Annotated in this window: 22 protein-coding genes and 1 riboswitch; of the genes, 7 read left to right on the top strand and 15 right to left on the bottom strand. The window is 57.2% G+C overall.

All coding sequences use genetic code 11. The features are described 5' to 3' along the window. Nucleotides 1-2: 2 nt before the first annotated feature. From MWU51_RS01230 to MWU51_RS01190, 9 genes are all read right to left on the bottom strand, one after another. Nucleotides 3-935, bottom strand: a complete 933-nt coding sequence (locus MWU51_RS01230) for a glyoxylate/hydroxypyruvate reductase A (RefSeq protein ID WP_247033442.1) — start codon at nucleotides 933-935, stop codon at nucleotides 3-5. Then, on the bottom strand, nucleotides 932-2,080 hold the full coding sequence (rodA, locus tag MWU51_RS01225; protein WP_247033440.1) for a rod shape-determining protein RodA: 1,149 nt from the start codon (nucleotides 2,078-2,080) through the stop codon (nucleotides 932-934). The genes MWU51_RS01230 and rodA overlap by 4 nt, the downstream gene beginning before the upstream one ends. Continuing rightward, the gene (gene mrdA / locus MWU51_RS01220) at nucleotides 2,077-4,032 is read right to left on the bottom strand and encodes a penicillin-binding protein 2 (RefSeq protein WP_247033438.1); all 1,956 of its coding nucleotides are present in this window, start codon (nucleotides 4,030-4,032) and stop codon (nucleotides 2,077-2,079) included. Before mrdA ends, rodA begins: the two co-directional genes overlap by 4 nt. After that, nucleotides 4,029-4,568: a rod shape-determining protein MreD gene (locus MWU51_RS01215; RefSeq protein ID WP_247033436.1), complete on the bottom strand. Its 540-nt coding sequence runs from the start codon at nucleotides 4,566-4,568 to the stop codon at nucleotides 4,029-4,031. The genes mrdA and MWU51_RS01215 overlap by 4 nt, the downstream gene beginning before the upstream one ends. After that, nucleotides 4,565-5,515 carry a rod shape-determining protein MreC gene (mreC, locus tag MWU51_RS01210; protein ID WP_247033434.1) on the bottom strand — a complete coding sequence of 317 codons (951 nt, stop codon included), beginning with the start codon at nucleotides 5,513-5,515 and terminating at the stop codon, nucleotides 4,565-4,567. The genes MWU51_RS01215 and mreC overlap by 4 nt, the downstream gene beginning before the upstream one ends. A gap of 55 nt (nucleotides 5,516-5,570) precedes the next feature. Continuing rightward, nucleotides 5,571-6,608 (bottom strand): rod shape-determining protein, encoded by a 1,038-nt coding sequence (locus MWU51_RS01205; protein ID WP_091431404.1) that lies wholly within the window; start codon nucleotides 6,606-6,608, stop codon nucleotides 5,571-5,573. A gap of 174 nt (nucleotides 6,609-6,782) precedes the next feature. Then, entirely contained in the window at nucleotides 6,783-8,120 is a 1,338-nt protein-coding gene (locus MWU51_RS01200; protein ID WP_247033432.1) for an MFS transporter, read from the bottom strand. A 39-nt stretch (nucleotides 8,121-8,159) separates the two neighbouring features. Beyond that, a complete protein-coding gene (locus tag MWU51_RS01195; RefSeq protein WP_247033430.1) occupies nucleotides 8,160-9,698 on the bottom strand; it encodes a 2-isopropylmalate synthase in 1,539 nt (512 codons plus the stop codon). Nucleotides 9,699-9,938: 240 nt separating this feature from the next. Continuing rightward, nucleotides 9,939-11,411, bottom strand: a complete 1,473-nt coding sequence (locus MWU51_RS01190; RefSeq protein WP_247033429.1) for a 2-isopropylmalate synthase — start codon at nucleotides 11,409-11,411, stop codon at nucleotides 9,939-9,941. Nucleotides 11,412-11,598: 187 nt separating this feature from the next. Between MWU51_RS01190 and MWU51_RS01185 the strand changes: the two genes are divergently transcribed. Next, on the top strand, nucleotides 11,599-13,260 hold the full coding sequence (locus MWU51_RS01185; protein ID WP_247033427.1) for an NAD+ synthase: 1,662 nt from the start codon (nucleotides 11,599-11,601) through the stop codon (nucleotides 13,258-13,260). A 19-nt stretch (nucleotides 13,261-13,279) separates the two neighbouring features. On the opposite strand, the gene MWU51_RS01180 is transcribed toward MWU51_RS01185, so the two are convergent. Then, a complete protein-coding gene (locus MWU51_RS01180) occupies nucleotides 13,280-14,215 on the bottom strand; it encodes an MBL fold metallo-hydrolase (RefSeq protein ID WP_247033425.1) in 936 nt (311 codons plus the stop codon). Between the two features lie 125 nt (nucleotides 14,216-14,340). Between MWU51_RS01180 and MWU51_RS01175 the strand changes: the two genes are divergently transcribed. After that, nucleotides 14,341-14,769, top strand: a complete 429-nt coding sequence (locus tag MWU51_RS01175; RefSeq protein WP_247033423.1) for a DUF1801 domain-containing protein — start codon at nucleotides 14,341-14,343, stop codon at nucleotides 14,767-14,769. Here MWU51_RS01175 and MWU51_RS01170 read toward each other — a convergent pair whose 3' ends face one another. Further along, nucleotides 14,770-15,168, bottom strand: a complete 399-nt coding sequence (locus MWU51_RS01170; protein WP_247033419.1) for a metallopeptidase family protein — start codon at nucleotides 15,166-15,168, stop codon at nucleotides 14,770-14,772. Between the two features lie 63 nt (nucleotides 15,169-15,231). Here MWU51_RS01170 and gltX point away from each other — a divergent pair, with 63 nt between their 5' ends. Then, complete coding sequence (gene gltX / locus MWU51_RS01165; RefSeq protein ID WP_247033417.1) at nucleotides 15,232-16,557, top strand: glutamate--tRNA ligase; 1,326 nt, start codon at nucleotides 15,232-15,234, stop codon at nucleotides 16,555-16,557. Between the two features lie 95 nt (nucleotides 16,558-16,652). Further along, the gene (locus MWU51_RS01160) at nucleotides 16,653-18,071 is read left to right on the top strand and encodes an MATE family efflux transporter (RefSeq protein ID WP_247033415.1); all 1,419 of its coding nucleotides are present in this window, start codon (nucleotides 16,653-16,655) and stop codon (nucleotides 18,069-18,071) included. On the opposite strand, the gene MWU51_RS01155 is transcribed toward MWU51_RS01160, so the two are convergent. Beyond that, the gene (locus MWU51_RS01155; RefSeq protein WP_247033407.1) at nucleotides 18,033-18,608 is read right to left on the bottom strand and encodes a gamma-glutamylcyclotransferase family protein; all 576 of its coding nucleotides are present in this window, start codon (nucleotides 18,606-18,608) and stop codon (nucleotides 18,033-18,035) included. The genes MWU51_RS01160 and MWU51_RS01155 overlap by 39 nt on opposite strands. Nucleotides 18,609-18,680: 72 nt before the next feature. Continuing rightward, nucleotides 18,681-18,769, top strand: a riboswitch (glycine riboswitch). A gap of 151 nt (nucleotides 18,770-18,920) precedes the next feature. Here MWU51_RS01155 and gcvT point away from each other — a divergent pair. From gcvT to gcvP, 3 genes are all read left to right on the top strand, one after another. Then, nucleotides 18,921-20,045: a glycine cleavage system aminomethyltransferase GcvT gene (gene gcvT, locus MWU51_RS01150; protein ID WP_247033405.1), complete on the top strand. Its 1,125-nt coding sequence runs from the start codon at nucleotides 18,921-18,923 to the stop codon at nucleotides 20,043-20,045. Between the two features lie 27 nt (nucleotides 20,046-20,072). Beyond that, the gene (gene gcvH / locus MWU51_RS01145; RefSeq protein WP_247033403.1) at nucleotides 20,073-20,432 is read left to right on the top strand and encodes a glycine cleavage system protein GcvH; all 360 of its coding nucleotides are present in this window, start codon (nucleotides 20,073-20,075) and stop codon (nucleotides 20,430-20,432) included. Between the two features lie 85 nt (nucleotides 20,433-20,517). Further along, nucleotides 20,518-23,364: an aminomethyl-transferring glycine dehydrogenase gene (gene gcvP / locus MWU51_RS01140; protein WP_247033401.1), complete on the top strand. Its 2,847-nt coding sequence runs from the start codon at nucleotides 20,518-20,520 to the stop codon at nucleotides 23,362-23,364. 71 nt (nucleotides 23,365-23,435) lie between these two features. Here the strand turns inward: gcvP and MWU51_RS01135 are convergent, their stop codons facing one another. From MWU51_RS01135 to MWU51_RS01125, 3 genes are read right to left on the bottom strand one after another with little or no spacing between them, the layout of a single operon-like run. After that, a complete protein-coding gene (locus MWU51_RS01135; RefSeq protein WP_247033391.1) occupies nucleotides 23,436-24,485 on the bottom strand; it encodes an ornithine cyclodeaminase in 1,050 nt (349 codons plus the stop codon). A gap of 18 nt (nucleotides 24,486-24,503) precedes the next feature. After that, nucleotides 24,504-25,433, bottom strand: a complete 930-nt coding sequence (rocF, locus tag MWU51_RS01130) for an arginase (RefSeq protein WP_247033389.1) — start codon at nucleotides 25,431-25,433, stop codon at nucleotides 24,504-24,506. Continuing rightward, on the bottom strand, nucleotides 25,430-26,347 hold the full coding sequence (locus MWU51_RS01125) for an arginine deiminase-related protein (protein WP_247033375.1): 918 nt from the start codon (nucleotides 26,345-26,347) through the stop codon (nucleotides 25,430-25,432). Before MWU51_RS01125 ends, rocF begins: the two co-directional genes overlap by 4 nt. Nucleotides 26,348-26,438 lie beyond the last annotated feature (91 nt).

The raw sequence follows: 26,438 nt of genomic DNA, 5'->3' as shown, positions 1-26,438 counted from the left end.
GATCAGTATCCTGCTTCGCGGTCGACCAGATGCAATAAAGGCTCGCCTGCCTCACCTCGTCTGATATTTTCGACAATAACTCGAGCGGCCGAGGCAGGGCGGGTATCCGCAGCAATATGCGGCGTAACTGTCACTTTGGGATGCGCCCAATAAGGGTCATCAGCAGGCAAAGGCTCGACCCGAAACACATCGAGGGTCGCATGGCCAATCTGCCCACTGTCCAGCGCGGCCAGCAATGCCCCATCGTCGATCAACGGGCCACGCCCCGGATTGATGATCACCGCACCATTCGGCAGCCAACCCAAACGCTCGGCGTTCAGGATATTCTCGGTCGCCGGTGTCTTGGGCAAAAGAAGAACTACAATTTCCGCGCGGGACAAAACATTGCGCAAGCCCTCGTCTCCGCTAAAACAGTCAATGCCTGCAATGTTTTTTTGGCTGCGGCTCCAGCCACAGACTTTGAAATCCAACGCCCGCAGTGCCTGAGCCGCCGCAGCCCCTAACGCCCCAAGACCCAATACTGCAACCGTCCGGTCGCGCGCCAGAGGCGGGGCTGGTTGGTGCCAGATCGGATCGGTGCGGTGAATATACTGATCCATCCCAAGATGGTGACGCAGAACGTGGCCCGTGACCCATTCGGTCATCCCTTGGGTCAGGCCGTCATCGACCATCCTTGCATAGTGTTGCGTCAGGGTTGGGTTGCCCACCACCTTCTCAACCCCGGCCCATAGTCCAAGCACCGCTTTCGCGCGGGTGTACGGTGTGAAATCCTGCAACGGGCCGTTTGGGGCATATACGATGTAATCTACGTCTTCAGGTGTTACATCGGCCGAAACGTTGGCAGTAATATGCTGCTTGGCCAGAGCTTTGCGCAGCTCCACGTCATAGACCGACCACAGTTTCGGGTTGCCAGCATATAGGACGTTCACTGTCACCGTTTCTGCCTCGCCCGATGCACATGCGCGCTTTGCACGAGTCCGAAGCCCACCAACAGAACCAGCATCGCTGATCCGCCATAGCTGACCAGCGGTAAGGGTACACCAACGACTGGGGCAAGGCCCATCACCATCGACATATTAACCGCGAAGAACAGAAAGAACGTGACAGCAACACCAAGCGTCAGAAGCGAACTGAAGCGATCCTTGTTTTGCAGAGCAGATGCGACACAAAACGCAAGGATCAGCACATAAAGCGCCAGCAGGGATACACCACCAAGGAACCCAAGTTCCTCCGCCAATGTGGTGAAAATGAAGTCCGTCTGCTTTTCGGGCAGAAAGTTCAGCCGTGATTGCGTGCCTTGCATGAAGCCCCGCCCGGTCCATCCCCCTGACCCCAACGCAATTTTCGACTGGGTGATGTGGTACCCTGCCCCCAACGGGTCGGACGACGGGTCAAGAAACGTGTCGATACGGCGGTATTGGTAGTCTTTGAGAAGCTGCCAATCGGTGCCGCGCGACATGAACACAGATGTCACAAGACCAATTCCCGCCGCGATAACTGCACCAAAATACCAAAGACTGACACCGGCCAGAAACATGATGGCACCACCACCCGTAAGCAAAAGGATCGACGTGCCAAGGTCCGGCTGTTTCAGAACCAATGCCGTAGGCAGCAGGATCAGGATGATCGGCAACAGTACCCAAAAAGGGCGCGACACCTTCTTGATATCCAGCCAGTCATAGTAGGCGGCAAGGATCATCACCAATGTGATTTTGGACAGCTCGGAAGGTTGCAAGCGAATAAACCCTAGATCAATCCACCGTTGCGCACCCATGCCCGTCGAACCCACGAATTCAACCAGGATCAATAAAACCAGTGAAAGGATATATCCCAAACCCGCCATGTTGCGCCAAAACCAGATCGGCACCATCGCGATTGCGAACATTAAAGTCATGCCCAGGGCAAACCGCTTCATCTGCGCTGCGGCCCACGGTTCCATGCTGCCCCCAGCCACGGAATAGAGCATCAGGAAACCCATCGACGCTACAGCGGTCAAAAGCAAGACCAGAAACCAATTGACGTAAAGCACCTTGCGCAGACCCGCCGGCACGTATTTTACATTATACTCCAGATAGCTCATGCCTGATCGTTCCGATCTACAAAGCGCTCAGCGGGGGGGCGGCTCAACATCTCCTCGATCTCGCGTTGGCGCGACCGAATGGTGCCACGTTGGCTGGAAGGATAGGCCTCCAGCGGCGGTTCGCCTTCGTAAACAGTTTGCAGCAGGATATCGCGTGCAATCGGGGCGGCGGCTGTTGACCCGCCTCCGCCATGCTCAACAACCACAGACACCGCATATCGCGGCGCTTCGGCGGGGGCATAGCAGACAAAAAGCGCGTGATCGCGACGGTTCCACGGCAAGTCTTCGTTGCGTGTAACACCGCGCGCGCGTTCGGCCTTGGTGATGTTGCGCACCTGACTGGTGCCGGTCTTGCCAGCCATGCGCAGACCATCGGCCACGATCTTGGATCGCCCACCTGTGCCACGTTTGGCGTTCACCACCTCGTACATCCCCTGCCGAATGAATTGCAGACTGTCTTGCCCGATGCCAAGCGGTCCGCCGTTCAGGATGGGTTGCTCGACCCCATTGATTGCGCGCACCACACGTGGAGAGATAGATTGACCCGTTGCGATCCGCGACGTCATCACAGCCAGTTGCAAGGGCGATGCCAACACGAAGCCTTGCCCGATTCCTGCATTCAGACTGTCGCCGATCACCCAATCCGCCCCGCGGGCTTCTCTTTTCCATGCTTTATCCGGAACCAAGCCCTGAGCGACGGCTGACAAGGGCAGATCAAGACGATCGCCCAAACCAAGACGCCGCGCCATTGCCGCGATCTTCTCGATCCCGACCCGTTGCGCAATCTCATAGTAATAGATATCACAGCTTTCGCGCAGGCTTTTCACTAGGTCGACCTTGCCGTGCCCGACGCGCTTCCAACAGTGGAACCGACGTTTGTGCACCTCGACATGGCCAAGGCAATTCACTGTTTCTCCGACGCCGATCACGCCCTCTTCCAGCGCGGCCAGCGCCGTCACCATCTTGAAGGTCGAACCGGGCGGATACGTGCCCTGTGCCGGTTTCGCCGCGAGCGGTCGATACGGATCATCCAGCAGCGCCTTGTAATCCGATCCTGAAATTCCGCGTACAAACTTGTTGGGGTCAAAGGATGGCGTTGACCCAATGGCCAACACGTCACCGGTATGCGTGTCCATCACGACCGCAGCTGCGCTTTCGCCTGCCATCCGCGCCTGAACATATGCTTGAAGGTCCGCATCAATGGTAAGCTGGATATTGTCCCCCGCTTGCCCTTCTTCGCGCCCCAGCTCACGCATCTCTCGCCCGACGGCATTCACTTCGACCTCGCGCGTGCCGGCAGAACCACGCAATGACAGCTCCAATTTCGCCTCTACACCGCTTTTGCCAATCTGAAAGCGCGGGATTTGCAGAAGCGGGTCGGGGTCTTCCAGCTTGCCCAGGTCATAGTCGGACACCGGACCAACATAGCCCACCACATGTGCAAAATCGGAGGCACGCGGATAGATGCGCGACAAGCCGACTTCGGGGGTGATGCCGGGTAGAACGGGCGCGTTAATCGCTACCTCTGCGACGTCTTCCCAAGCGACGCGATCCGCCACTGTAACCGGCACAAAAGAGCTGCGCCGCTTCATCTCTGTCAAGATACGCTCGACCTCTTCATCCTCGATCCAGATAATTTTTCGAAGCCGGTTCAATACTTTGGCTGGATCACCCGCATCTTCACGCACAAGAACAATGCGATAGTTCTGTTCGTTACCCGCAATCAATTTTCCATTGCGGTCGTGGATCAATCCCCTTGCGGGTGGGATCAGCTGAAACTTGATACGATTTTCTTCGGCGAGCGTGCGGTATTCATCGGTCTGATCGACTTGCATAAACCGCATTCGCCCAACCAGAAGCGCGGCAAAGGACACTTGTAAGCCACCCAGAAACAACCCCCGACGGGTGATGCCCCGGGCACTTTTTTCGGTATCAATTGGCGATCGTTTCATGACGCTTGCCTTGTGATTGCATCGTCCCCGGGCTGCAGTTTTTCCACACCCAGCAGAAAGACAGACACAAAGACCACCAACGGATAGACCGCAGCCGTCGAAATGAGTTGCATCAACTCCCGCCCAAATGGCACCTGATCGACGAAGAACACAGCCAACAGAACGCGTTGCCCAATCAACATGGCGAACAGGGTCATGGCGACAAGCCCCCATTCGACAAGGAAATGCTGTTCGCGCAGTCCGGATTCGCGACGACGCAGGAATTCCGATCCTGCGACGACCATCAGAGGCCAGACGCCCGGGACACGCAATAATAGCATATCCATCAGGAAAAACAGAACAGCAACCAGCAAGACCGGCACATAGTCGGGGCGGCGTAGCACCCAGGCAAACGTGAAGGCTAACAGGATATCTGGGCCGGGAAACCGCCCCGGCGTCAGATCAATCGGCAAAAGGCGCGCGAACAGCACGACCGCCGCGATTGCGGCAAGCGCGATCGAAAACAGCCAGCGCATGAGGGTAAGATGATCTGTCATCCGTCCGTCCCCCCTGTCGCCGGCGCTTCGGCTTGCGCCTCTGGGTCCGTGCTCTCTAGGGTTGGTTCTGGAAGCGGGGGAAGTGCGGGCGTCGAGACGATCAACGCCCCGTCGTCATCCACCTTCTCACCGGGATGACTGCGCAGAACCCGAAGGAATTCCAATCTTTCATAGTCGGCTGATAGTCGGACACGCAAACGTCGATCGGTGCCCATTGCGACATGCCCAACCAAAAGCCCTGCTGGGAAAACCCCGCCATCGCCCGATGACACGACACGATCGCCGGGGCGCACCTTCTCGGGAGCCTCCAGAAACTCAATAGGTGGCGCAGCCGAGTTATCGCCCACTAACAAGGCCGTCTGGCCTGACGGCTGGACGATGATCGGCACACGGCTGTTGCTGTCGGTCAAAAGGATCACGCGACTTGTTTTCTGACCGACACCCGAAATACGGCCCGCCAGTCCCAGCCCATCCGTCGTGGCCCAACCGTCAATGATCCCGTCACGCGCGCCTATGTTAAGAAGCACCGATTGGCGAAACGGCGACCCGCTGTCGGTCAACACGACACCGGTGACATAGGACAATTGTGCGTCCAACCGAACGTTGTTCAGGTTTAAGAGCTGCGCGTTTTCCTGTTCCAGCTGAAGGGCGGCCTCTTTCCAGGCTTTCATCTGCTGCAGCTCGCGGCGTAATTCCTGATTCTGCTCGTAAATTCGCTGATAAGATTGAAAATCCTCGACCATACCAACAAGTTTCGTGACCGGCACCAGAGCCCAGTCAAAGCTGGGCACTACGCGATCCACCAGATTAGCGCGAAAGCGTTCCACCCGCGGACTATCGATGCGCCAGATAAGGAAGACCAAAAACAGACACAGCATCAGAATCCCGACCAGCAGCCTGCGCAGCGGGCGGGCATAGATGTCGCTCTGATTGCTCTTTTTTGCCAAGATGGCCTCCGCTCACACTGGACGAGACCAGCCCCAACGATACGGGGCGGGACAGTCAGCTGTCGTAGTCGATGACGTGGCGCAGTTGCTTTTCAAACTCCAGCGCTTTGCCAGTTCCCAACGCCACGCAGTTCAGGCTTTCATCCGCGACCGAGATCGACAAACCGGTCTGTTCACGCAGCGCAAGGTCCAACTCGCCCAGAAGCGCACCACCACCGGTCAGCATCACGCCACGGTCAACGATATCCGCCGCAAGATCGGGCGGGGTGGCTTCCAGTGCGGTCATCACCGCTTCGCAAATTTGCTGCACGGGTTCGGCCAATGCTTCGGCCACCTGTGCCTGAGAAATCTCGGTTTCTTTGGGCACGCCGTTCAACAGGTCACGCCCGCGAATTTTCAGCGACGCGCCGCGCCCATCGTCCGGCATACGAGCCGTGCCGATTGAGGTCTTGATCCGTTCTGCCGTGGTTTCGCCCACAAGAATGTTCTGCTGACGCCGCAGATAGTTGATGATCGCATCATCCATTCGGTCGCCGCCCACGCGCACCGAGCGCGCATAGACGATATCGCCCAACGACATTACGGCCACCTCGGTGGTACCGCCGCCAATGTCGACGACCATGTTCCCGGTCGGATCGGTGATCGGCATACCGGCCCCAATTGCAGCAGCAATCGGTTCGGCAACCAACCCGGCCTTGCGGGCACCAGCCGAGATCACGGATTGGCGAATGGCACGTTTCTCAACCGGGGTGGCACCGTGGGGGACGCAGACTATGATTTTCGGCTTCGAGAATGTTGTGCGTTTGTGCACTTTGCGGATGAAATGCTTGATCATCTCTTCCGCGCTGTCAAAGTCGGCAATCACACCTTCGCGCATGGGCCGAATGGCTTCGATGGAACCGGGGGTCCGGCCCAGCATCAGCTTGGCGTCTTCACCAACGGCCAGCACCTTTTTGACCCCGTCCTTGACATGGTAGGCAACGACCGAAGGTTCGTTTAAGACAATTCCCTTGCCCTTCACGTAAACCAGTGTGTTCGCCGTTCCAAGGTCAATTGCCATGTCCGACGAAAACAGACTCGAAAACCCAACCATTACTGCCTACCCCGCTTCAATACCCTTATGGTCCGCGATTCCCCAAATGGGCGCAGACCGATGGATATATAAGGGTCGGCACGCTTGGGTGAAAGACCTAATACGCATTCACAAGCGGCTTATTGCTTAGATGGAAAGGCTGAAATTGCGTTATTGCAAGAAGCATTCATCTGCTTAACCGTGGGTCGGCCAGACCTTGTGCTCATCGTCAATGATGAAGGCATGTGCATGGCTATGCCCGTGACCGTGATAAGCTTTCATGTGCGGGTGATCAGGAGGCAGGTGGGGATGGCTATGTTTGACGATCCGTTCGGTCGTGGAGGGCCAAAACCTGATCGCGGCGAGAACGCCCAGCGCGCCCATCCCACCAAGCATAAGAAGTGAAACCGACAAACCCGCAACTTTACCGACCCAACCTGCCAAGGGATAGGTCACAAGCCAGCACGCATGAGACAGAGCGAACTGCGCCGCAAAGATTGCCGGACGATCCTCGGAATGGGCCGAGATGCGCAACAACCGCCCAGAAGGTGTCAGGATCGCCGAGTAAAGCCCGCCGATCAGCGCCCAAATTGTCAAGAAAATCCCCCAAGAAGGAAGCGACGCGCCCCAACTTAACGCGGCGAAGGCAAAGGCCAAAGCTATCAGCGCAAATGCGGACGGCACCATCACATCACGTTCTCGCGCCCGCTTCAGCACGCGAGGCAGTAAGATCGCTGCCAGCATCGAGCCACCCCCAAATGCCGCCATAGCGACACCCAATGACCGCTCTCCCAACCCGTATTCAGACCGGACCAGCACAACCGAATTGACCAGAACAAAAGCCCCAATCGAAGCGGCCGTTAGGTTCAACGCCAATAGACCGCGCAATCGCGGTGTCGCAAGATATATCCGACTGCCGCGAGTCAGCCGATCTCGAAACGGTCTTTTTTCCGCAGACTGTTCACGCTGAGGAAGCGAGGTCCACGCCACAAGAGCCGCTGAAACCAGAAATCCTATAACAGTGCCAACGAAAAGCCCGTGGAACGAGATTACCAGCAAAAGCAATGCGGCAAGCGTTGGGCTGAGAAGGTTTTCAAGGTCATAGGCTAGACGCGACAGGGAAAGCGCCTGCGTGTAGTCGTCTTCATCCGTTAGCACATCAGGGATGGTCGCCTGAAACACCGGCGTGAAACTGGCTGACGCAGTTTGTAGCATAAAAATCAGAAGATAGATCTGCCAAACCTCGGTAACGAATGGCATAGCCAGCGCTACCGCCGCACGCACCAGATCGGCACCGATCATAACTGCTTTTCGCGGCAGCCGCTCTGCAATCGCAGCCAGAACCGGCGACAGTCCGACATAGGCAACCATCTTGATCGTAAAGGCCGTGCCCAGAACAGCGCCGGCTGCATCCTCTGCCAGCTTGTAGGCCAGAAGACTTAGAGCGATCGTCATCAACCCGGTGCCCAACAACGCCACCACCTGTGCTGTGAACAGCGTGGCATATGTACGGTTGGATAGGGCGCGTATCATACGGGCGAGTGTAGCCCCGCCCGTATGTTGGTCAATGTTTCAAACGCCTTCGGGCTTGGTTTTCTCGCGCCGCACCAACAGGTTGTTCAGCGCGTTCACATAAGCCTTGGCGGATGCCACCACCGTATCGGTGTCGGAAGACTGACCGGTGACGATCTTGCCGTTTTCCTCCATCCGGACGGACACGGTTGCCTGTGCATCGGTCCCTTCGGTCACGGCGTGCACCTGATACAGTTGCAGGCGGGCGTCATGTGGAAACAGCGCCTGGATCGCATTGAACGTCGCATCGACCGGCCCGTCGCCGGTGGCGGTTTTCTGGTGGTCCACGCCGTCGATTTCCAATGTCAGGTCAGCGGATTGCGGTGCCTCGGTCCCGCAGATCACCCGCAGGAACTTCACCTGAATGCGGTCATTCGCGGCGTCCGTCCCGTCGCGCATCAGAGCAATCAGGTCGTCGTCAAACACCTCTTTCTTGCGGTCTGCCAGTTCCTTGAACCGCACGAACACGTCTTTCAACTGGTTGTCACCAATGTCAAAGCCCAACTGGTTCAGCCGGTCGCGCAGCGCAGCCCGGCCCGAGTGCTTACCCAAGACCAGACTGGTTTCAGACAGACCCACATCTTCGGGGCGCATAATCTCGAACGTCTCAGAATTCTTCAGCATGCCGTCCTGATGAATGCCGCTTTCGTGGGCGAAGGCGTTTTTGCCAACGATGGCTTTGTTGTATTGCACGGCAAAGCCCGACACTTGCGCCACGCGACGCGAGATGTTCATGATCTTGGTGGTATCCACGCCTGTGTCCCACGGCATGATGTCGTGGCGCACTTTCAAGGCCATCACGACCTCTTCCAGCGCAGTATTGCCCGCGCGTTCGCCCAGACCGTTGATGGTGCATTCAATCTGGCGCGCCCCAGCCTCAACCGCCGCCAGCGAGTTCGCGGTCGCCATGCCCAGATCGTTGTGACAATGAGTGGCGAAGGTTACCTCGTCTGCGCCCGGCACTTTCTCAATCAGCATGCGGATCAGATCGGCGCTTTCACGCGGGGCGGTATAGCCCACTGTGTCGGGAATGTTGATCGTTGTGGCGCCCGCTTTGATCGCAATCTCAATCACCCGGCACAGATAGTCATGCTCGGTGCGGGTGGCATCCATCGCAGACCATTGCACATCATCCGTCAGATTGCGCGCGTGAGTCACGGTTTCATGGATCAGATCCGCCATCGCGTCTTTGGTCAGGTTGGGAATTTCTCGGTGCAGGGGCGAGGTGCCGATGAAGGTGTGGATACGCGGCTTGGTGGCATGCCGCACAGCTTCGGCGCAGCGGTCAATGTCTTTAAAATTCGCGCGGCTCAGCCCGCAAATAACCGAGTTTTTCGACCGTTTCGCAATCTCGCTCACCGCTGCGAAATCGCCCTCGGACGCAATCGGGAAACCAGCTTCGATGATGTCGACGCCCATGTCGTCCAGCATCTCGGCGATTTCCAGTTTCTCGTCATGTGTCATGGTCGCGCCGGGGCTTTGTTCGCCGTCACGCAAAGTTGTGTCGAAAATCAACACGTGATCCGATGTGGTGGTCATAGTCTTATCTTTCAGTAGAAATGTCTTAGCCTTGGTGGCCCGATATCGGGCCGGTTCGTGGCGCGTATGGCGGATCCCCTGAGCGGTCGCGCCAAAACGGCACGCTCAGAGGCGGCTAAGAAGAAGCAGAAGACCCAGCGCGGGGCCCGAAGTCGTGATATGTTTCTGCATTGCCATAGGCGCGACTATAGGGCGGTATTTGTCGAGATAAAGCATTTTATCTTATTAGCTGGGTTAAACCTAGTTGGCAGCGGCGTCCGTACTTGCCTCGGCCGCGGCTGCCCCGGCTGTACTGTCAAGTTCTGGCGCAGGCGAAGTTGTGGCTGCCCCGGCAATAACACCGTCTTCCCATGTGCCATCTTCCTGACTGCCATCAGCACGGGTCACAACGCCTTCGCCATGACGTTTTCCTTTTTGAAAACTGCCTTGGTAGCGGTCGCCATTGGCATAGATCGCCACACCCTGCCCGTGAAACAGCCCCGACAGCCATTCACCATCATACGAAAACCCTTCGGCAACAGTGTATTTGCCCTTGCCTTCACGCAACCCCCCAACAAACCCACCTTCATATGTCGCACCATCGGCGAAGACTGAGCGGCCTTGCCCGTGCGGCTGACCCGCTTGCCATTCCCCAATGTAGGATGTTCCATCCGCTGTGGTTAAACTGCCCTGCCCGTCATAAAGCGCATCTTTGAACATGCCGTCATAAACGGTGCCATTGGCATAGCGGGCAACGCCCTTGCCTTCGATCACGCCAGCTTTCCATTCACCTTCATAGGTGTTGCCGTCAGGATAGGTGATCATGCCCGTACCGTCAGCCAGTCCATCGCGAAACTGTCCCTCGTAAACCGAGCCGTCGGGATAGGTCACTTTGCCCGCACCTTCGATCACACCAGCAACCCAATTGCCCTCATAGCGATAACCGTCAGTACCTTCGAATACGCCTTGGCCTTGGCGCTTGTCATTTTCGAAGCTCCCTTCATAGCGGTCACCGTTGGTATATTCGACCACACCCTGCCCCTGACGGGCCCCCGCTTCGAAGTTTCCGGAATAGATGTCACCATTGGCCTGTTTCAGGATGCCTTCACCCTGCATCTGGCCCTTTTCCCACGTGCCATCGAAAATCATACCATCCGCTTGGGTCAGAACACCTGTGCCATGACGTTCGCCTGCGCGCATCTCACCATCATACGACGAACCGTCAGCATAGGTTGAGGTGCCGCGCCCCTCTTTCACGCCGGCGACCCAGTCACCTTCGTAGACATAGCCAGTCGGGCTTTGCAGCCGCCCCTGCCCGTGATGCATGGCGTTGCGAAATCCGCCTTCGTATTTGATGCCGTTGGCATAGATCGCCAGCCCCGATCCGTTGATCTTGCCATCCACCCAATCACCCTCGAAGGTCGAACCGTCAGCGAAAGTGATCTTGCCGAACCCCTCGGGTTTGCCCTTGGCAAAACTGCCTTCATAGATCGAGCCGTTGGGAAACCGCGCCACCCCTTGTCCGATGATCTCGCCTTCGATGAACTCTCCGGTATATTCGTAACCCGTTGGCAGTTGCAGTGTACCCATGCCGTGTTGCACACCGCCCTTGAATGTCCCTTCATAAACCGCGCCATCTTCATATTGCTTGGTTTCGATCTGCGCCAATACGGGCGACGTACCCAGCGCCAATCCAAAGACAACACCGCGAAAACCTGTGCGAAGGGGATCCATGTCCAACCTCTTTCAATGAGTACCATTTTCGCGCTTCAACCCACGCAAACCCGTATCAAGACTATGCGAGGGTCTGCCCCGAAACAACGGTTTTCCAACGCATGGTCTTTATCCCGCACGCAAACCTGCTACATCTGTGCGCAAGATCAAACCCGGCAGGGATCGCCGGGCCACAAGGATACGCGCGATGAGTGACCATTTCCGCCTGACGTTGGCACAACTAAACCCCACCGTCGGAGCGATTGCGGCCAATGCTGACAAAGCGCGCATTGCGTGGGAGCAAGCAAAGTCCGCGGGCAGCGACCTGTTGGCCCTGCCCGAAGCGTTTATCACCGGCTATCAGACACAAGACCTTGTGATGCGCCCCCAGTTTTTCCGCGATGCGATGGCGGCAGTCGAGCAGCTGGCCTCAGAATGTGCGGATGGCCCCGCAATCTGCATTGGAGGCCCGTTCCATGATGGCACGCATCTGTTCAACGCCTATTACATTCTGCACGGAGGCAAAGTAGCGGCACGTGTTTTGAAACAACGCCTGCCCAATTTCACAGTGTTTGACGAAGAACGGCAGTTTACATCTGCCGATCCACAAGGCCCAATTGCCATGGGTCATATCCGTGTCGGCATCCCGATTTGCGAAGACGCGTGGCATGGCGAGGACGTCTGCGAAACTCTAGCCGAAAGCGGGGCCGAGTTTCTGCTGATACCCAACGGCTCGCCCTATTACCGACGCAAGTTCGACGTTCGCGTTAACCACATGGTGGCGCGCGTCGTCGAAACGGGGCTGCCGCTGATCTATCTGAACATGGTGGGCGGGCAAGACGATCAAGTGTTCGATGGCGGGTCTTTCGCGCTGAACCCAGGCGGAGAGCTTGCGTTCCGCATGTCGACCTTCGACGAAGAAATCCGGCACGTCGATCTGAACCTGACAGATGACGGATGGCGCATCACCCCCGGCCCCATTGCCGTGCATGGGGATGAGTGGGAACAGGACTATCGCGCGATGGTCGAAAGCCTGTGTGACTACATGGGTAAAACCGGCTTCAAAAAGGTGCTTCTTGGCCTGTCCGGCGGGATCGACAGCGCGATTGTCGCGACCATTGCTGCTGATGCACTTGGGCCGGAGAACGTGCGCTGTGTCATGTTGCCCTCGGAATATACATCACAAAGCTCACTGGATGACGCAAAGGACATCGCCCAGCGCCTTGGCTGCTCCTATGACATCGTGCCGATCAAAGAAGGTCGTGACGCGATTACCAATACTCTGGCGCCGCTTTTTGAAGGCACCGAACCTGACGTGACCGAGGAAAACATCCAGTCGCGTCTGCGTGGTCTGCTGCTTATGGCGCTGTCCAACAAGACTGGCGCGATGCTTTTGACCACAGGAAACAAATCCGAGGTCGCCGTGGGATATGCCACGATCTATGGTGATATGTCCGGCGGCTATAACCCGATCAAAGACCTATATAAAACGCGGGTGTTTGAGCAATGCCGCTGGCGCAACGCCAATCACCGCGACTGGATGGAAGGCCCCGAGGGCGAGGTGATCCCGGTATCGATCATCGACAAACCCCCCTCCGCTGAACTGCGCCCGGATCAAAAGGACGAAGACAGCCTGCCACCTTACGAGGTGCTGGACGGTATCCTTGAGGGCCTAATCGACGACGAAAAATCGGTGGCCGAACTAGTGGCCGAAGGGTTTGACCGCGCGACCGTCAAGAAGGTCGAGCACCTGATCTTCATCTCGGAATACAAACGCTTCCAATCCGCGCCGGGCACCCGTCTGACCATGCGCAGCTTCTGGTTGGATCGTCGCTATCCGATTGTGAACCGCTGGCGGGACGAAAGCTGATCGCCCCGCCGCTTGCGCATCAGCCCATCAAAAGCTGATAGCTATGCGGCACATAGTGGAAGCCTGCGTCACGTTCCTCGACATAGCCCAGCGCGGGAAATGGCATGTGATAACCGATGAAGGGCATCTTTTCGGCTGCCAGCATTCCCAACAGCGTTTTGCGAGTGTCGGCAGCTGCGGATTTGTCTTGGTCAAACTTCACTTCCCAATCCGGGTAAGCCAGTGACCAGACATAATGGTTGGCGAAATCCGCCGCGATCAGCAGCGACTTGCCTTCACTTTCAATACGGTAAGCCATGTGGCCGGGCGTGTGCCCAAAGGCTTCGACAGATTCGACGCCCGAAATGACAGTGTCGCCACCATTGATCATCGTGGTTTGCTCGGCCAGTGGGGCGACCTTTGCCTCAAAACCTTCGTTGCCCGCCGCTGCCCAATGATCGAACTCTACCGCTCCGGTGACATAGCGCGCATTGGGGAAAGTAACGCCCGCATCGCCAGACAGCCCGCCGATATGGTCCCCGTGCATATGGGTGATCACAACGATGTCCACTTGGTCGGGCGTGTATCCCGCCCGCGCCAGTGCAGCTGTGATCCCTTCGGCATTCAATCCGGTGTCAAACAATACAAGTTCAGACCCAGTGTTGATCAATGTCGGCGTAAAGAAAAATTGAGCGGCGGCTGTTGAAATATTTGCGGCTTCTGACGCCGCCGCGAACTCTTCTGCACTGGCATTCATGCCAAATATGCTTTGCGGATCTTCCACTGTTCGATTGCCCGCCAAAAGTGTCGTAACCTCAAATTCCCCAAGTTTTACGGTCTGCGATGCAGTGGTGGTCAATCCCGTTTGCGGGGCAAAAGCGTACGCAGGAGCTGTGGCCAGTCCGGCCAAAGGGGCAGCTGCGCCCGCCATCAACAGATGCCGACGCGACAGATTTGGAAAAGAAAAAGTTTTCATGAGTGACCTCCCAGTAAGAGCAGATTTTGATGAAAATCGAACCTGCACTATACTGGAAATGCGACTAGAAATGGATAGCGTCACGCAATCGTGACATGCCTAGAAAGCAAGCACATTGGCAGAACATGAGCGACACTAAAACCCAACCTACCGGACAGGCCGTCACCGATTTCATCGCGGCGGTCCAACCCTTGTCAAAACGCGAGGATGCCCACACGCTTGACCAGTTGTTCCGCGATGTCACGGGGTTTCAACCTGCGATGTGGGGACCTTCCATCATCGGCTATGGCCGCTATCACTACCGCTATGACAGCAGGCGCGAGGGAGATTTTCTGGCCACCGGATTTTCCCCGCGAAAGGCGCGCCATTCAATCTATATCATGCCGGGATATGCGGATTTCGGTGACATTCTGGCCCGGCTTGGCAAACACAAGATGGGCAAGTCCTGTCTTTACGTAAACAAACTGGCCGATATTGATCGGGACGTATTGGCCGAACTTATCCGCGCAGGACTTCGCGAACTGGACAAGACATGGAAGGTTCGGCCCAGCTGATCATTCCCACCAACGATCAATTTGCGCGATATCCTCGTCCGACCATCCGAAGTGATGGGCAAATTCATGCACGACGATGTGCCCAACCAGTTCAGCCAGCGAAACATCCCCGCGCGACGCCCATTCATCCAGAATGGGACGGCGAAACAACGTGACCGTGTCCGGCGCGAAGGGCTGATCGGATACAGATTTCTGCGTCAGAGGGATCCCTTCGTAAACGGCGGTCAACTCGAACGGATCTTCGATTTCCATCTCGGACAGTAGGACGGCATTCGGCATGTTCTCGACCCGGATCGCGACCTCCAGCGCCTTTTCGACAAAGGCAGGCGGCAAGCGTTGCCGGGCGTCATGGGCAAGCGCTTCGATATCAGTGATGGAGGGGGCGTATTTGCGAGTCATACCAGATTATATGGACAAAAGCGGGCCAGTATGAAAGAGGGTCGAGCCAAGGAGACCTGACCCATGACCACCACCCGTTTTGCACCTTCGCCCACCGGCTACATCCATGTTGGCAACCTGCGCACCGCGCTGTTCAACTATTTGATCGCGGCCAAATCGGGCGGACAATTCATCCTGCGCCTTGATGACACAGACCCCGAGCGGTCCAAACAGGAATACGCGGATGCCATCAAGGAAGACTTGGAATGGCTGGGCCTGACATGGGATCGGGTCGAAAAGCAATCCGACCGGCTGGACCGCTATGAAGAAGCCGCACAGCAATTGCGCGATATGGGTCGGTTTTATGAGTGCTTCGAGACACCGACCGAGCTGGACCTTAAGCGCAAGAAGCAACTGAACATGGGCAAGCCGCCGGTCTATGACCGTTCGGCGTTGGCGCTGGCTGACGATGAAAAAGCCAAGCTGCGCGAAGAACGTGGGCAGGGTCACTGGCGGTTCAAGCTGGATCACGAGCGGATCAACTGGACCGATGGCATTCTGGGTGACATCTCGATTGATGCGGCGTCCGTGTCTGACCCGGTGCTGATCCGGGGTGACGGGCAGTTTCTTTATACGCTGGCGTCGGTCTGTGATGACATCGACTTCGGCATCACGGACGTGGTGCGGGGGTCGGATCATGTGACTAACACCGCCACACAAATCCAGATTATCGAAGCCCTGGGCGGCAAGGTGCCATCCTTCGCCCACCACTCGCTTCTGACCGGCCCGCAGGGCGAGGCGCTGTCAAAGCGTCTTGGCACATTGGCGATCCGTGACCTGCGCGAACGCGGCGTGCAGCCGATGGCATTGCTGAGCCTGTTGGCCCGTCTGGGGTCATCGCAACCGGTCGAGCTTCGCAATTCGCTGGATGAAATCGTCGAGGGGTTCGACCTGTCGAGTTTCAGTTCTGCCCCCACCAAGTTCGATGTCGAGGACCTGTTTCCGCTGACGGCGCGTTATCTGTCGCACCTGCCTGTCACAGCAGTCGCGGACACGCTCGACGGCCTTGGTGTTCCCGCCGACAAAGCCAACGCGTTCTGGAGCGTCGCGCGTGAGAACATCACAACGCTTGGCGATCTGGAGGCCTGGTGGACCCTGTGCCGCGACGGCGCCGAGCCGCTGATCGACGAAGAAGACCGCGAGTTCGTCGCAACCGCGATGGGGCTTCTGCCCGATGGTCCTTACGACGCCGACAGCTGGTCAAAATGGACCGCCGCCGTGAAAGAAGCCACGGGCCGTAAAGGGCGCGGGCTGTTCATGCCGCTGCGCAAAGCCGTCACTGGCATGAGCCACGGGCCGGACATGTCGGCCCTTCTGCCGCTGCTGCAAGTGATCCGCGCAAAGGGCTGACCCCACACGCGGGTCATGCATTAGCCACGCGACAATTGCCTCTGGTCCACCGCGTCTCTCTCCTGCATGCTGAACAGGCGTGACAGGAGATAATGATGGCCCAACCGACAAACGCAGGCGCCGCACAGGCGACGTTCCTAAGCGGCAATCTGATGCGTCATATAACGGTTATGTCGCTAACCGCGTCTGTTGGTTTGATGGCTATCTTCCTTGTCGACCTTGTCGATATGATTTTCATCTCGATGCTTGGCCATGAAGAACTCGCAGCGGCCGTGGGTTATGCCGGTGCGATCCTGTTCTTCACGACTTCGTTTGGCATCGGAATGTCCATTGCCGCAGGGGCGCTGGTTGCACGAGCATTGGGCGAAGGCGACAAGCAAACCGCAAAACGGCGTGCTGCGACGGCCCTTCTGTATGGTGTTGTGATCGGAAGCGTGTTCGCCGCCATTGTCTGGATATTCGTGCCCCAACTGACCGCACTATTGGGTGCATCCGGCGAGACATTGGTGCTTGCCACAGGATATCTTAGGATCATCCTTCCCAGCCTGCCAATTCTGATCGTAGGCATGGTCGGCGGCGCAATCTTGCGCGCGCATGGGGATGCACGCCGTGCCATGATGGCGACAATCTGGGGCGGCGTTGTCAATGCGGTGCTTGACCCGATCCTGATCTTTGGATTGGACCTCGAACTGACCGGTGCTGCCCTTGCCTCGGTCTGCGCGCGAGCCACCATCGCGATCATGTCGATTTACCCCGTGCTGCGCCATCATGGCGGGCTGGACCGCCCCCGATCGGTTGATTTCAAGGTTGATTTCACCGCCATCATGACAATCGCCCTGCCTGCCATCCTGACCCAGTTTGCAACGCCTGTTGGTCAGGCCTATGTCACCCGCGCCATGGCTGAATTCGGCGAAGAAGCCGTAGCAGGTATGGCCATCGTCGGGCGACTAGTCCCGGTTTCCTTTGCCGTGATTTTTGCACTGTCCGGAGCCATCGGCCCCATCGTCGGCCAAAATTTCGGGGCGGGTCAATTAGACCGAGTGCGCCGCGCAATACGTGACGGGTTGCTGTTTGTCCTCTGCGTTTCGGTTGGTGTCAGCGCAATCCTGTTTATCCTGCGCGCGCCTATTGCGGATCTGTTCAATGCCGAAGGTTTAAGCCGCGATCTTGTCTTTCTGTTCTGTGGCCCATTGGCGCTCGCGTGGTTTTTCAACGGCGTGATTTTTGTCACCAATGCCAGCTTCAACAATCTCGGTCACCCGTTCTATTCCACTTGGATCAATTGGGGGCGTCAAACATTGGGCACCATACCACTTGTCATTCTGGGCGCATCCCTGTGGGGCGCTCCGGGCGTGTTGATCGGGCAGGCTGCAGGTGGGTTGATTTTTGCGGCCATTGCTTTGGTGTTGTCCGCCAGTACATTGCGCAGGGTGGCTCCGGCCCGATACGACACTGACGCCGAGTCGTATCAGCGGCTAACCAAGCGAATTTCCCTGTTTCACTTTCGCCGATAAACGCGACAAGCCTTCGTTCACTATCTGACGCTCGTCCTCAGTCAAATTTTGCGCGCGCGTGTACATTGGTGCATCGCGGTCATTCAAAATCGGCGCGTGCCAGCCTTCCGTGGTTTCGAAGAAATGCGTGACGCCTGTCATGCCGAACTCGGACAGATACCCCTGCACCACTACATCAAGATAGCTGAGCAGAACCGGGTTTTCGTCTGTCGGCTCAAAATGTTTATCATGTTCGATAGCATATATTGCCACATCCACCGCACCGGCTTGATGTCGCAACTCCGGTCCAAGCGGAACGCGCGCATAGGCCCGCTCGCGCTCGTCCAGTGCGGCCCAATCTGCGCCGGGTACCGAAGCGATCACCCCTTCTATGTAATCCGCACGGTCAGGCACCGCCGTCAGATAGCATACCTTCCTAAGCGGCGAACGGCGCCAAGCCCGCCGCCAGCCCGACACCTGCGCGGGCTGAGTGTTCTGAAATGAATGGGTGCGACGGTTCACCAGCGAACCATAGCCGAAGAAATAGGGGTCGTTCATGACAGATACTATGACGCCGCATACGGTTGCATTCAAGCTCTTGCTCTAACCGATCCGGGCGGCTAACTTAGCGTCATCGCATCGGGAGAATCTGGCGAACGCCAGTGCCGAAGGAGCAACCGCCCTGGTAAACTCTCAGGCCCAAGGACCGATGTGGCGCACAGGACTCTGGAGAGAGGCACTAGATGCCCGCCGAAGGGATAACGATCTCAGGCGACAAGGACAGAGGGGGCATCAATGAACGCGCAAGCGTTCAAAAGATGTCGGACGCATGGCTTCCATAGCATTCCGGCGACAGATGGAGGAATGACCATGGGTGCATCCCAAGACGATTTGAAGCGGACAGGTTTTTATGACCTTCACGTTGAGCTTGGTGCCAAGATGGTGCCATTCGCGGGTTATGAAATGCCTGTGCAATATCCACTTGGCGTGATGAAGGAACATTTGCACACGCGCGCGGCGGCTGGCCTGTTTGACGTCAGCCATATGGGTCAGGTGATCCTGCGCGGCGATAATCCAGCTCAGTCACTAGAACGCCTTGTGCCCCAGTCGGTTATGGCCCTTGCCGAAGGACGTCAACGCTATGGCCTGTTTACAAATGTCGATGGCGGCATTCTGGATGACCTGATGATCGCCAATCGCGGGGATCACCTGTTTCTCGTGGTCAATGCGGCCTGCAAAGACGCCGACATCGCCCACATGCATGCGCATCTGACAGATTGCGAGATCGACGTGATCAACGACCGGGCCCTTCTGGCCCTGCAAGGCCCCGCCGCTGAAGAAGCTCTGTCCAGTCTTGTGCCTTCAGCCGCCGCGATGAAGTTTATGGACGTTGCCATCACGGACAGTGATTTTGGCGAACTTTGGATTTCCCGCTCGGGATACACAGGTGAGGACGGTTATGAAGTTTCCGTCCCAGAAGCAAACGCCGAAGCATTCGCCCGCGCCTTGATTGCCATTGATACTGTCGAGCCTATCGGCCTCGGCGCGCGTGACAGTTTGCGGCTTGAATCCGGGTTGTGCCTTTATGGAAATGACATCGACACCACGACCACGCCCGTCGAAGGTGCACTTGAATGGGCCGTGCAGAAAGTGCGCAAGACTGGTGGCGAGCGCGAAGGCGGCTTCCCCGGGGCCGACCGCATCCTGGCCGAGTTTGAAAACGGTGCGAGCCGGCGCCGTGTTGGGTTGTTGCCGGAAGGTCGCGCACCCATGCGGGCCGGGACCGAGCTATTTTCATCAGAGGATGCCGACGGCCCGATTGGGCACGTGACCTCTGGCGCTTTTGGTCCGTCGATAGAACGCCCCATGTCCATGGGTTACGTCAGCATTGACCACGCCGAAACTGGCACGAAACTTTTTGGCGATGTACGCGGCAAGCGCCTGCCTGTTACGGTAGCGGACATGCCGTTCCGCCCCGCCACCTATAAACGTTGATTCAAGAAATCCAGCAGGAGACTCAGAATGAAATACACCGAAGAACATGAATGGCTACGCGAAGAAGACGGCGTCTATGTTGTAGGCATCACCGCCCATGCTGCCGAACAACTTGGCGATGTTGTCTTTGTCGAACTTCCCGAGGTCGGCGCCACCGTATCCAAGGATGACGAGATTGTCGTGATCGAAAGCGTCAAGGCCGCGTCTGACATTCTCAGCCCGCTTGATGGTGAAGTGGTCGAAGTGAACGAAGCCATTGTGGATGAGCCCACCAAGGTCAACGAAGACGCTGAAGGTGAAGCTTGGTTTTTCAAAATCAAAGCCTCTGACACCAGCCCGCTGGACGACTACATGGACGAAGCCGGGTACAAGAAGTTCATCGGCTGAACCTCGGGCCTTGCCCAATTGAACAACCTGCGCGGGGGCTTGACTACCCCCGCCCGACTGTCACGCCCCCGTATGGAGAAAGCCCATGCCCTTCGCGCCAACTGGTTACAAACCTTATGACTTCGCCAACCGCCGCCATATTGGCCCCTCGCCCACCGAAATGGATGAGATGTTCGAAACCGTCGGCGTTAAGGATCTGGACGATCTGATCAGCCAGACCATGCCCGATAGCATTCGACAGAATGAAGCGCTTGACTGGGGTCCGGCCTTGTCCGAACGCGAAGCACTGCACAAGATGCGTTATGTTGCGGCGAAGAACGTGGTCATGCGTTCACTGCTTGGTCAGGGGTATCACGGCACCGTCACTCCACCTGCGATCCAACGCAACATTCTGGAAAACCCTGCGTGGTACACAGCTTACACACCCTATCAGCCCGAGATTTCGCAAGGACGTCTTGAGGCACTGTTGAACTTCCAGACCATGATTTCAGATCTGACTGGGCTGGAAATAGCCAACGCATCGTTGCTGGACGAAGCCACCGCCTGTGCTGAAGCCATGACTATGGGGCAGCGTATCGCCAAATCGAAAGCAACCAAGTTCTTCGTCGACGAAGGTTGTCATCCGCAAAACATCGCGGTGATGAAAACCCGCGCGGCTCCCCTTGGCATCGAGATCGTCATCGGTGACCCCGAGAAAGATCTTGTCGCGGACGACGTCTTCGGCGCGATCTTCCAGTATCCCGGCACCTATGGCCGCGTCAGTGACTTCACCGACCAGATCACCGCCCTGCACGCAGCAAGCGCCGTTGGTATCGTGTCTGCCGATCCGCTGGCTCTGACGGTTTTGAAAGAACCGGGCGCGATGGGGGCCGACATCGCCGTCGGATCATCACAGCGCTTTGGCGTGCCAATGGGCTTTGGTGGTCCGCACGCGGCTTACATGGCAACTGCCGACAAGCATAAACGTAACATGCCGGGTCGTTTGATTGGAGTGTCTGTCGATGCGCGCGGCAATCAGGCCTACCGGCTGTCGCTGCAAACCCGCGAGCAACACATCCGCCGCGAAAAAGCGACTTCGAACGTCTGTACGGCGCAAGCGCTGCTGGCAGTGATGGCAGGATTCTATGCGGTGTTCCACGGTCCCGAAGGCCTGAAAGCCATCGCGCAGGACGTGCATCTGAAAACCGTTCGTCTAGCCAAAGGGCTTGAGGATGCGGGATTCACCATCACCTCGAAACACTTCTTCGATACGATCACCGTACATGTGGGTGCGCTTCAGAACACCGTACTGAAATCGGCGCGCGAGGAAGGCATCAACCTGCGTCCCGTCGACAGCGAATATGTAGGCATCACACTGGATGAAGCCACCCGCCCCGCAGTGATTGAAGGTGTCTGGCGCGCCTTTGGCATCACCCGCAACTATGACGACAGCGACAACGAATATCGTCTGCCAGACGACAGCCTGCGCACGTCCGAGTATCTGACCCACCCCGTGTTCCACATGAACCGGGCGGAAACCGAAATGATGCGCTATATGCGTCGTTTGGCGGATCGCGATCTGGCCCTTGATCGCGCCATGATCCCCTTGGGGTCGTGCACCATGAAATTGAACGCGGCGGCAGAGATGATGCCGATTTCATGGCGCGAGTTTGCCTATATCCATCCGATGGCACCTGAAGATCAGGTCGAAGGCTACGCCGAGATGATCGAGGATCTGAAGCAAAAGCTATGCTTGATCACTGGTTATGACGATATGTCGATGCAACCCAACTCGGGCGCACAGGGCGAATATGCAGGGCTTTTGACCATTCAGGCCTATCACCGCGCCAATGGGCAGGGCGATCGCAACATCTGCCTGATCCCAATTTCCGCGCACGGGACGAACCCGGCCTCGGCACACATGGTTGATATGGATGTGGTTGTGGTAAAGTCGGCGGCGAACGGGGATATCGACCTTGAAGATTTCCGCGCCAAGGCAGAAGCGGCAGGCGACAAGCTGGCCGCGTGCATGATCACCTATCCTTCGACCCACGGTGTGTTCGAAGCCACGGTGCGTGAAGTATGCCAGATTGTGCATGATCACGGTGGGCAGGTGTATATCGACGGTGCCAACCTGAACGCCATGGTCGGCCTGTCCAAACTCGGCGAGATTGGCGGCGATGTCAGCCACCTGAACCTGCACAAGACCTTCGCAATTCCGCATGGCGGCGGTGGCCCCGGCATGGGCCCGATTGGGGTCAAAGCACATCTTGCGCCGCACCTGCCGGGCAATGGGCTGATCGGGGAAGAGGGCGCGGTGTCTGCAGCACCCTTCGGTTCAGGTTCGATCCTGCCGATCAGCTGGGCGTATGTCCTGATGATGGGCGGCGATGGCCTGACGCAAGCCACAAAGGTAGCAATCCTGAACGGCAACTATATTGCTGCCCGACTGAAAGGCGCGTTCGACGTGTTGTTCACCGGGAACAATGGCCGTGTGGCGCATGAGTGCATCATCGACACGCGCCCCTATGCTGACAGCGCGGGCGTTACCGTTGATGACATCGCCAAGCGACTGATCGACAACGGCTTTCACGCACCGACGATGAGCTGGCCGGTGGCAGGCACGTTGATGATTGAACCGACCGAGTCCGAGACCAAAGCCGAATTGGATCGCTTCTGCGACGCTATGCTGGCGATCCGTGAAGAAATTCGCGAGATCGAAGACGGTAAGATCGACCCGGAAAACAACCCGCTGAAGAACGCACCGCATACCTATGTCGACCTCGTGGGTGAATGGGATCGTCCTTACACGCGCGAACAGGGGTGTTTCCCGGCGGGCAGCTTCCGGGTGGACAAATACTGGTCGCCGGTCAACCGAGTGGACAACGCCTATGGCGACCGTCATCTGGTCTGCACCTGCCCGCCTTTGGCGGACTATGCCGACGAAAGCTGAGCATCGCGAAACCTACGAACAAAAAACGGGCGGTGGAGTGATCCATCGCCCGTAGTTTTTCTTTCAGTATCTTAGGCTTTCGACCGCTCCAGCATTCCGAACAGATCGCGCGGGTCATCCGGGTCTGCCAGCATATCAAGCTGGGTGAAGAACTCTGTACCTTCGATCGACTTGAGGATGTAGCGCAAAGCCGAGAAATCCTCGATTGCGAAACCGACACTGTCGAACAATGTGATTTCTTTGTCGGTACGACGACCCGCTGCCTGACCGGTGATCACCTGCCACAGCTCGGTAATCTGATGATCTTTATCCAGTTGCTGAATTTCACCCTCAATCCATGTCTGTTCGGGATATTCCACGAAGATGTTTGAGCGCAGCAGGATATCGCGGTGAAGTTCGGTCTTACCCGGGCAGTCTCCGCCGATAGCGTTGATATGCACCCCCTCACCAATCATGTTGTCGGTCAGAATGGTCGCATACTGCTTATCTGCGGTGCAGGTCGTGATGATTTGTGCGCCTTCCATGCTTTCTTCGCCTGTCTTGCACGGTACCACGGTCAGGCCTTGTCCTTGAAGGTTTCGCGCGCATTTCGCGGTCGCTGCCGGATCAATGTCGTAAAGACGCACCGTGTCGATGCCACAGATCGCCTTGAAGGCCAGGCACTGGAATTCCGATTGCGCACCATTGCCGATCATCGCCATCGTGGTCGCACCTTTTGGGGCCAGATGCTTACCAACCATCGCAGAGGTCGCCGCTGTGCGCAGTGCAGTCAGCACTGTCATTTCGCTGAGCAGCTTGGGATAGCCGCTGTTCACATCGGCCAGCAGACCGAAAGCCGTAACAGTTTGCAGCCCTTCTTTGGTGTTTTTGGGGTGGCCGTTCACGTATTTAAAGCCATACATCTCGCCATCCGAAGTCGGCATAAGCTCAATCACCCCTACGTCAGAGTGGCTGGCCACGCGTGGGGTTTTGTCAAACAACTCCCACCGTTTGAAATCGGCTTCGATTTCGTCAGCGAGTTCGATCAGCACTTTCTCGATGCCGATATGGTGGACAAGTCCCATCATGTGTTCAACCGACACGAAAGGCACATAAGCAAGTTCAGAAGGTAGTGGAGGCATGGGAAGTCCTTTCGACGATCAGTAACTTTGTGTGCGGCGATCCAGAACGCGCCGGCCAAACAGGCTCGCGGTCAGGTCGACCATCAACCGGGCGGTGCGACCACGGTCGTCAAGAAACGGGTTCAGTTCGACCAGATCAAGCGAACTGACAAGCCCACTGTCATGCAGCATTTCCATGATGTGATGCGCCTCGCGGAATGTGGCGCCACCGGGAACCGTGGTGCCGACAGCGGGTGCGATATCTGGTTCAATGAAATCCACATCAAGGCTGACGTGCAGCAGACCGTTGGCCTGCGCGACGCGATCCAGAAACGGCAACAGAAGCTTGGCCATACCGTGTTCGTCAATGGCCCGCATGTCATAAGCATGTGCGCCTGAAGCTTGCAGCAAATCCCGCTCCATCCCGTCCACGGACCTTAGTCCGATCATGCAGACCTTTTGCGGATCCAACGGCGCAGGCAAGGGTTTGCCTAACATGTCGGGGAACCCCTCCAACCCGCAAGCAAACGCCACCGGCATGCCATGGATGTTGCCGCTGGGCGAGGACGCGGGGACATTGAAATCGGAATGTGCATCCAGCCACAAGACGAATTGTGGGCGCCCCATTTCGGCTGCGGCGGCGACGTGGCCGGTTACGGTGCCCATCGACAACGCATGATCACCACCCAGATAGATTGGTAACACATCCTGCTTTGCCAGATCATAGGCGTGGCGGTGCAGGCTGCGTACCCAACCCGCAACTTGCGGTAGGAATTTCAGGTGAGTGTGTTCGGTTTCAATCGCGCCAACCTCATCGCGTTGCGCGTCGCCCAGATCGGTGACCTCGTGGCCCAGCGACGACAGTTCCTCAGCCAAACCGGCAGTACGATAGGCCGCTGGCCCCATGATGCAGCCGCGACGACCAGCACCTTCTTCTATTGGGGCACCTAGCAGATGGATGTTGGTCATTGGGCCTCTCCTTCCGGGTTGGATTGCGGACGCGGGCTTAGGTGGATTCCAGCAATGGTGCAACGCACGGACCCTCCCGCCATTTCGATTGTAGGGATTTCCAGCGGCAATATCTTCAAATGCGCTTCGATTCTTTGGCGTTGCGTGGGAGACAGGGCATTTGCAGCGCGCGTTGACATGGCCAATAGGCGACCGTCCCGCCCTTGCAACTCAATCGCATTGCCTGCGAAATTTGCAATCTGATCCTGTGTCAGTTCAACGATATCGCGGTCCCCTTGCGCCAAGCGCTCGCGCAGTTCTTCGCGACGCACGGCATTGTGAATCGTTTCCAGCCCGATCAACGCTACGTCGGTACCAATGCACATCAACACATTAGTATGATAGATCGGCAGACCGGCAGCGTCATAGGCATCAAACACCATGGGCTCATAGTTGAAATGTGTGCAGAACCGTTCCAGCAGCACTTCGCTGGTACGTTTGGACCGGGCAGCATAGGCGACGCGTTCAACATGATCCAGAACCATCGCTCCTGTGCCTTCCAGAAACAGCCCATCCTGCTCCAGCCCGGAATAATCGATGATGTCCTGTACCCGATAACGTTGCTTGAGCAATTCAAGCACATCAGACCGCCGCTCGATCCGGCGGTTCGGCGAATACATTGGATACACAGCGACATGCCCGCCGGGATGGGTCGAAAACCAGTTGTTCGGAAACACAGCGTCCGGGCGGTCATCGCGTGGATCATCAAACAGGTGAACCTGAACGCCCGCTTCGCGTAACGTCTGCACTGCCATTGTGATCTCGGACTGTGCCTGCTTGGCCAATTTTTCAGCGGCATTCGCAGGTGCATCCGTTTGAAACCCATTGTCCCGCGCCGTTTCGGCATTCGGGTGGAAATGATGAGGGCGGATCATGATCACAGCGCTTGGCGCCTGGAGTGAAGATTGTGGCATCTGGGTCTCGGAACAATTTGAATATCCAAGCATAACATCTTCATGTTTTAAA

It is taken from the genome of Aliiroseovarius sp. F47248L (assembly GCF_023016085.1).
Classification (GTDB): Bacteria; Pseudomonadota; Alphaproteobacteria; order Rhodobacterales; family Rhodobacteraceae; genus Aliiroseovarius.
The sequence above is the reverse complement of the archived record's forward strand: the minus strand, read 5'-3'. Positions and strand labels throughout refer to the sequence as shown.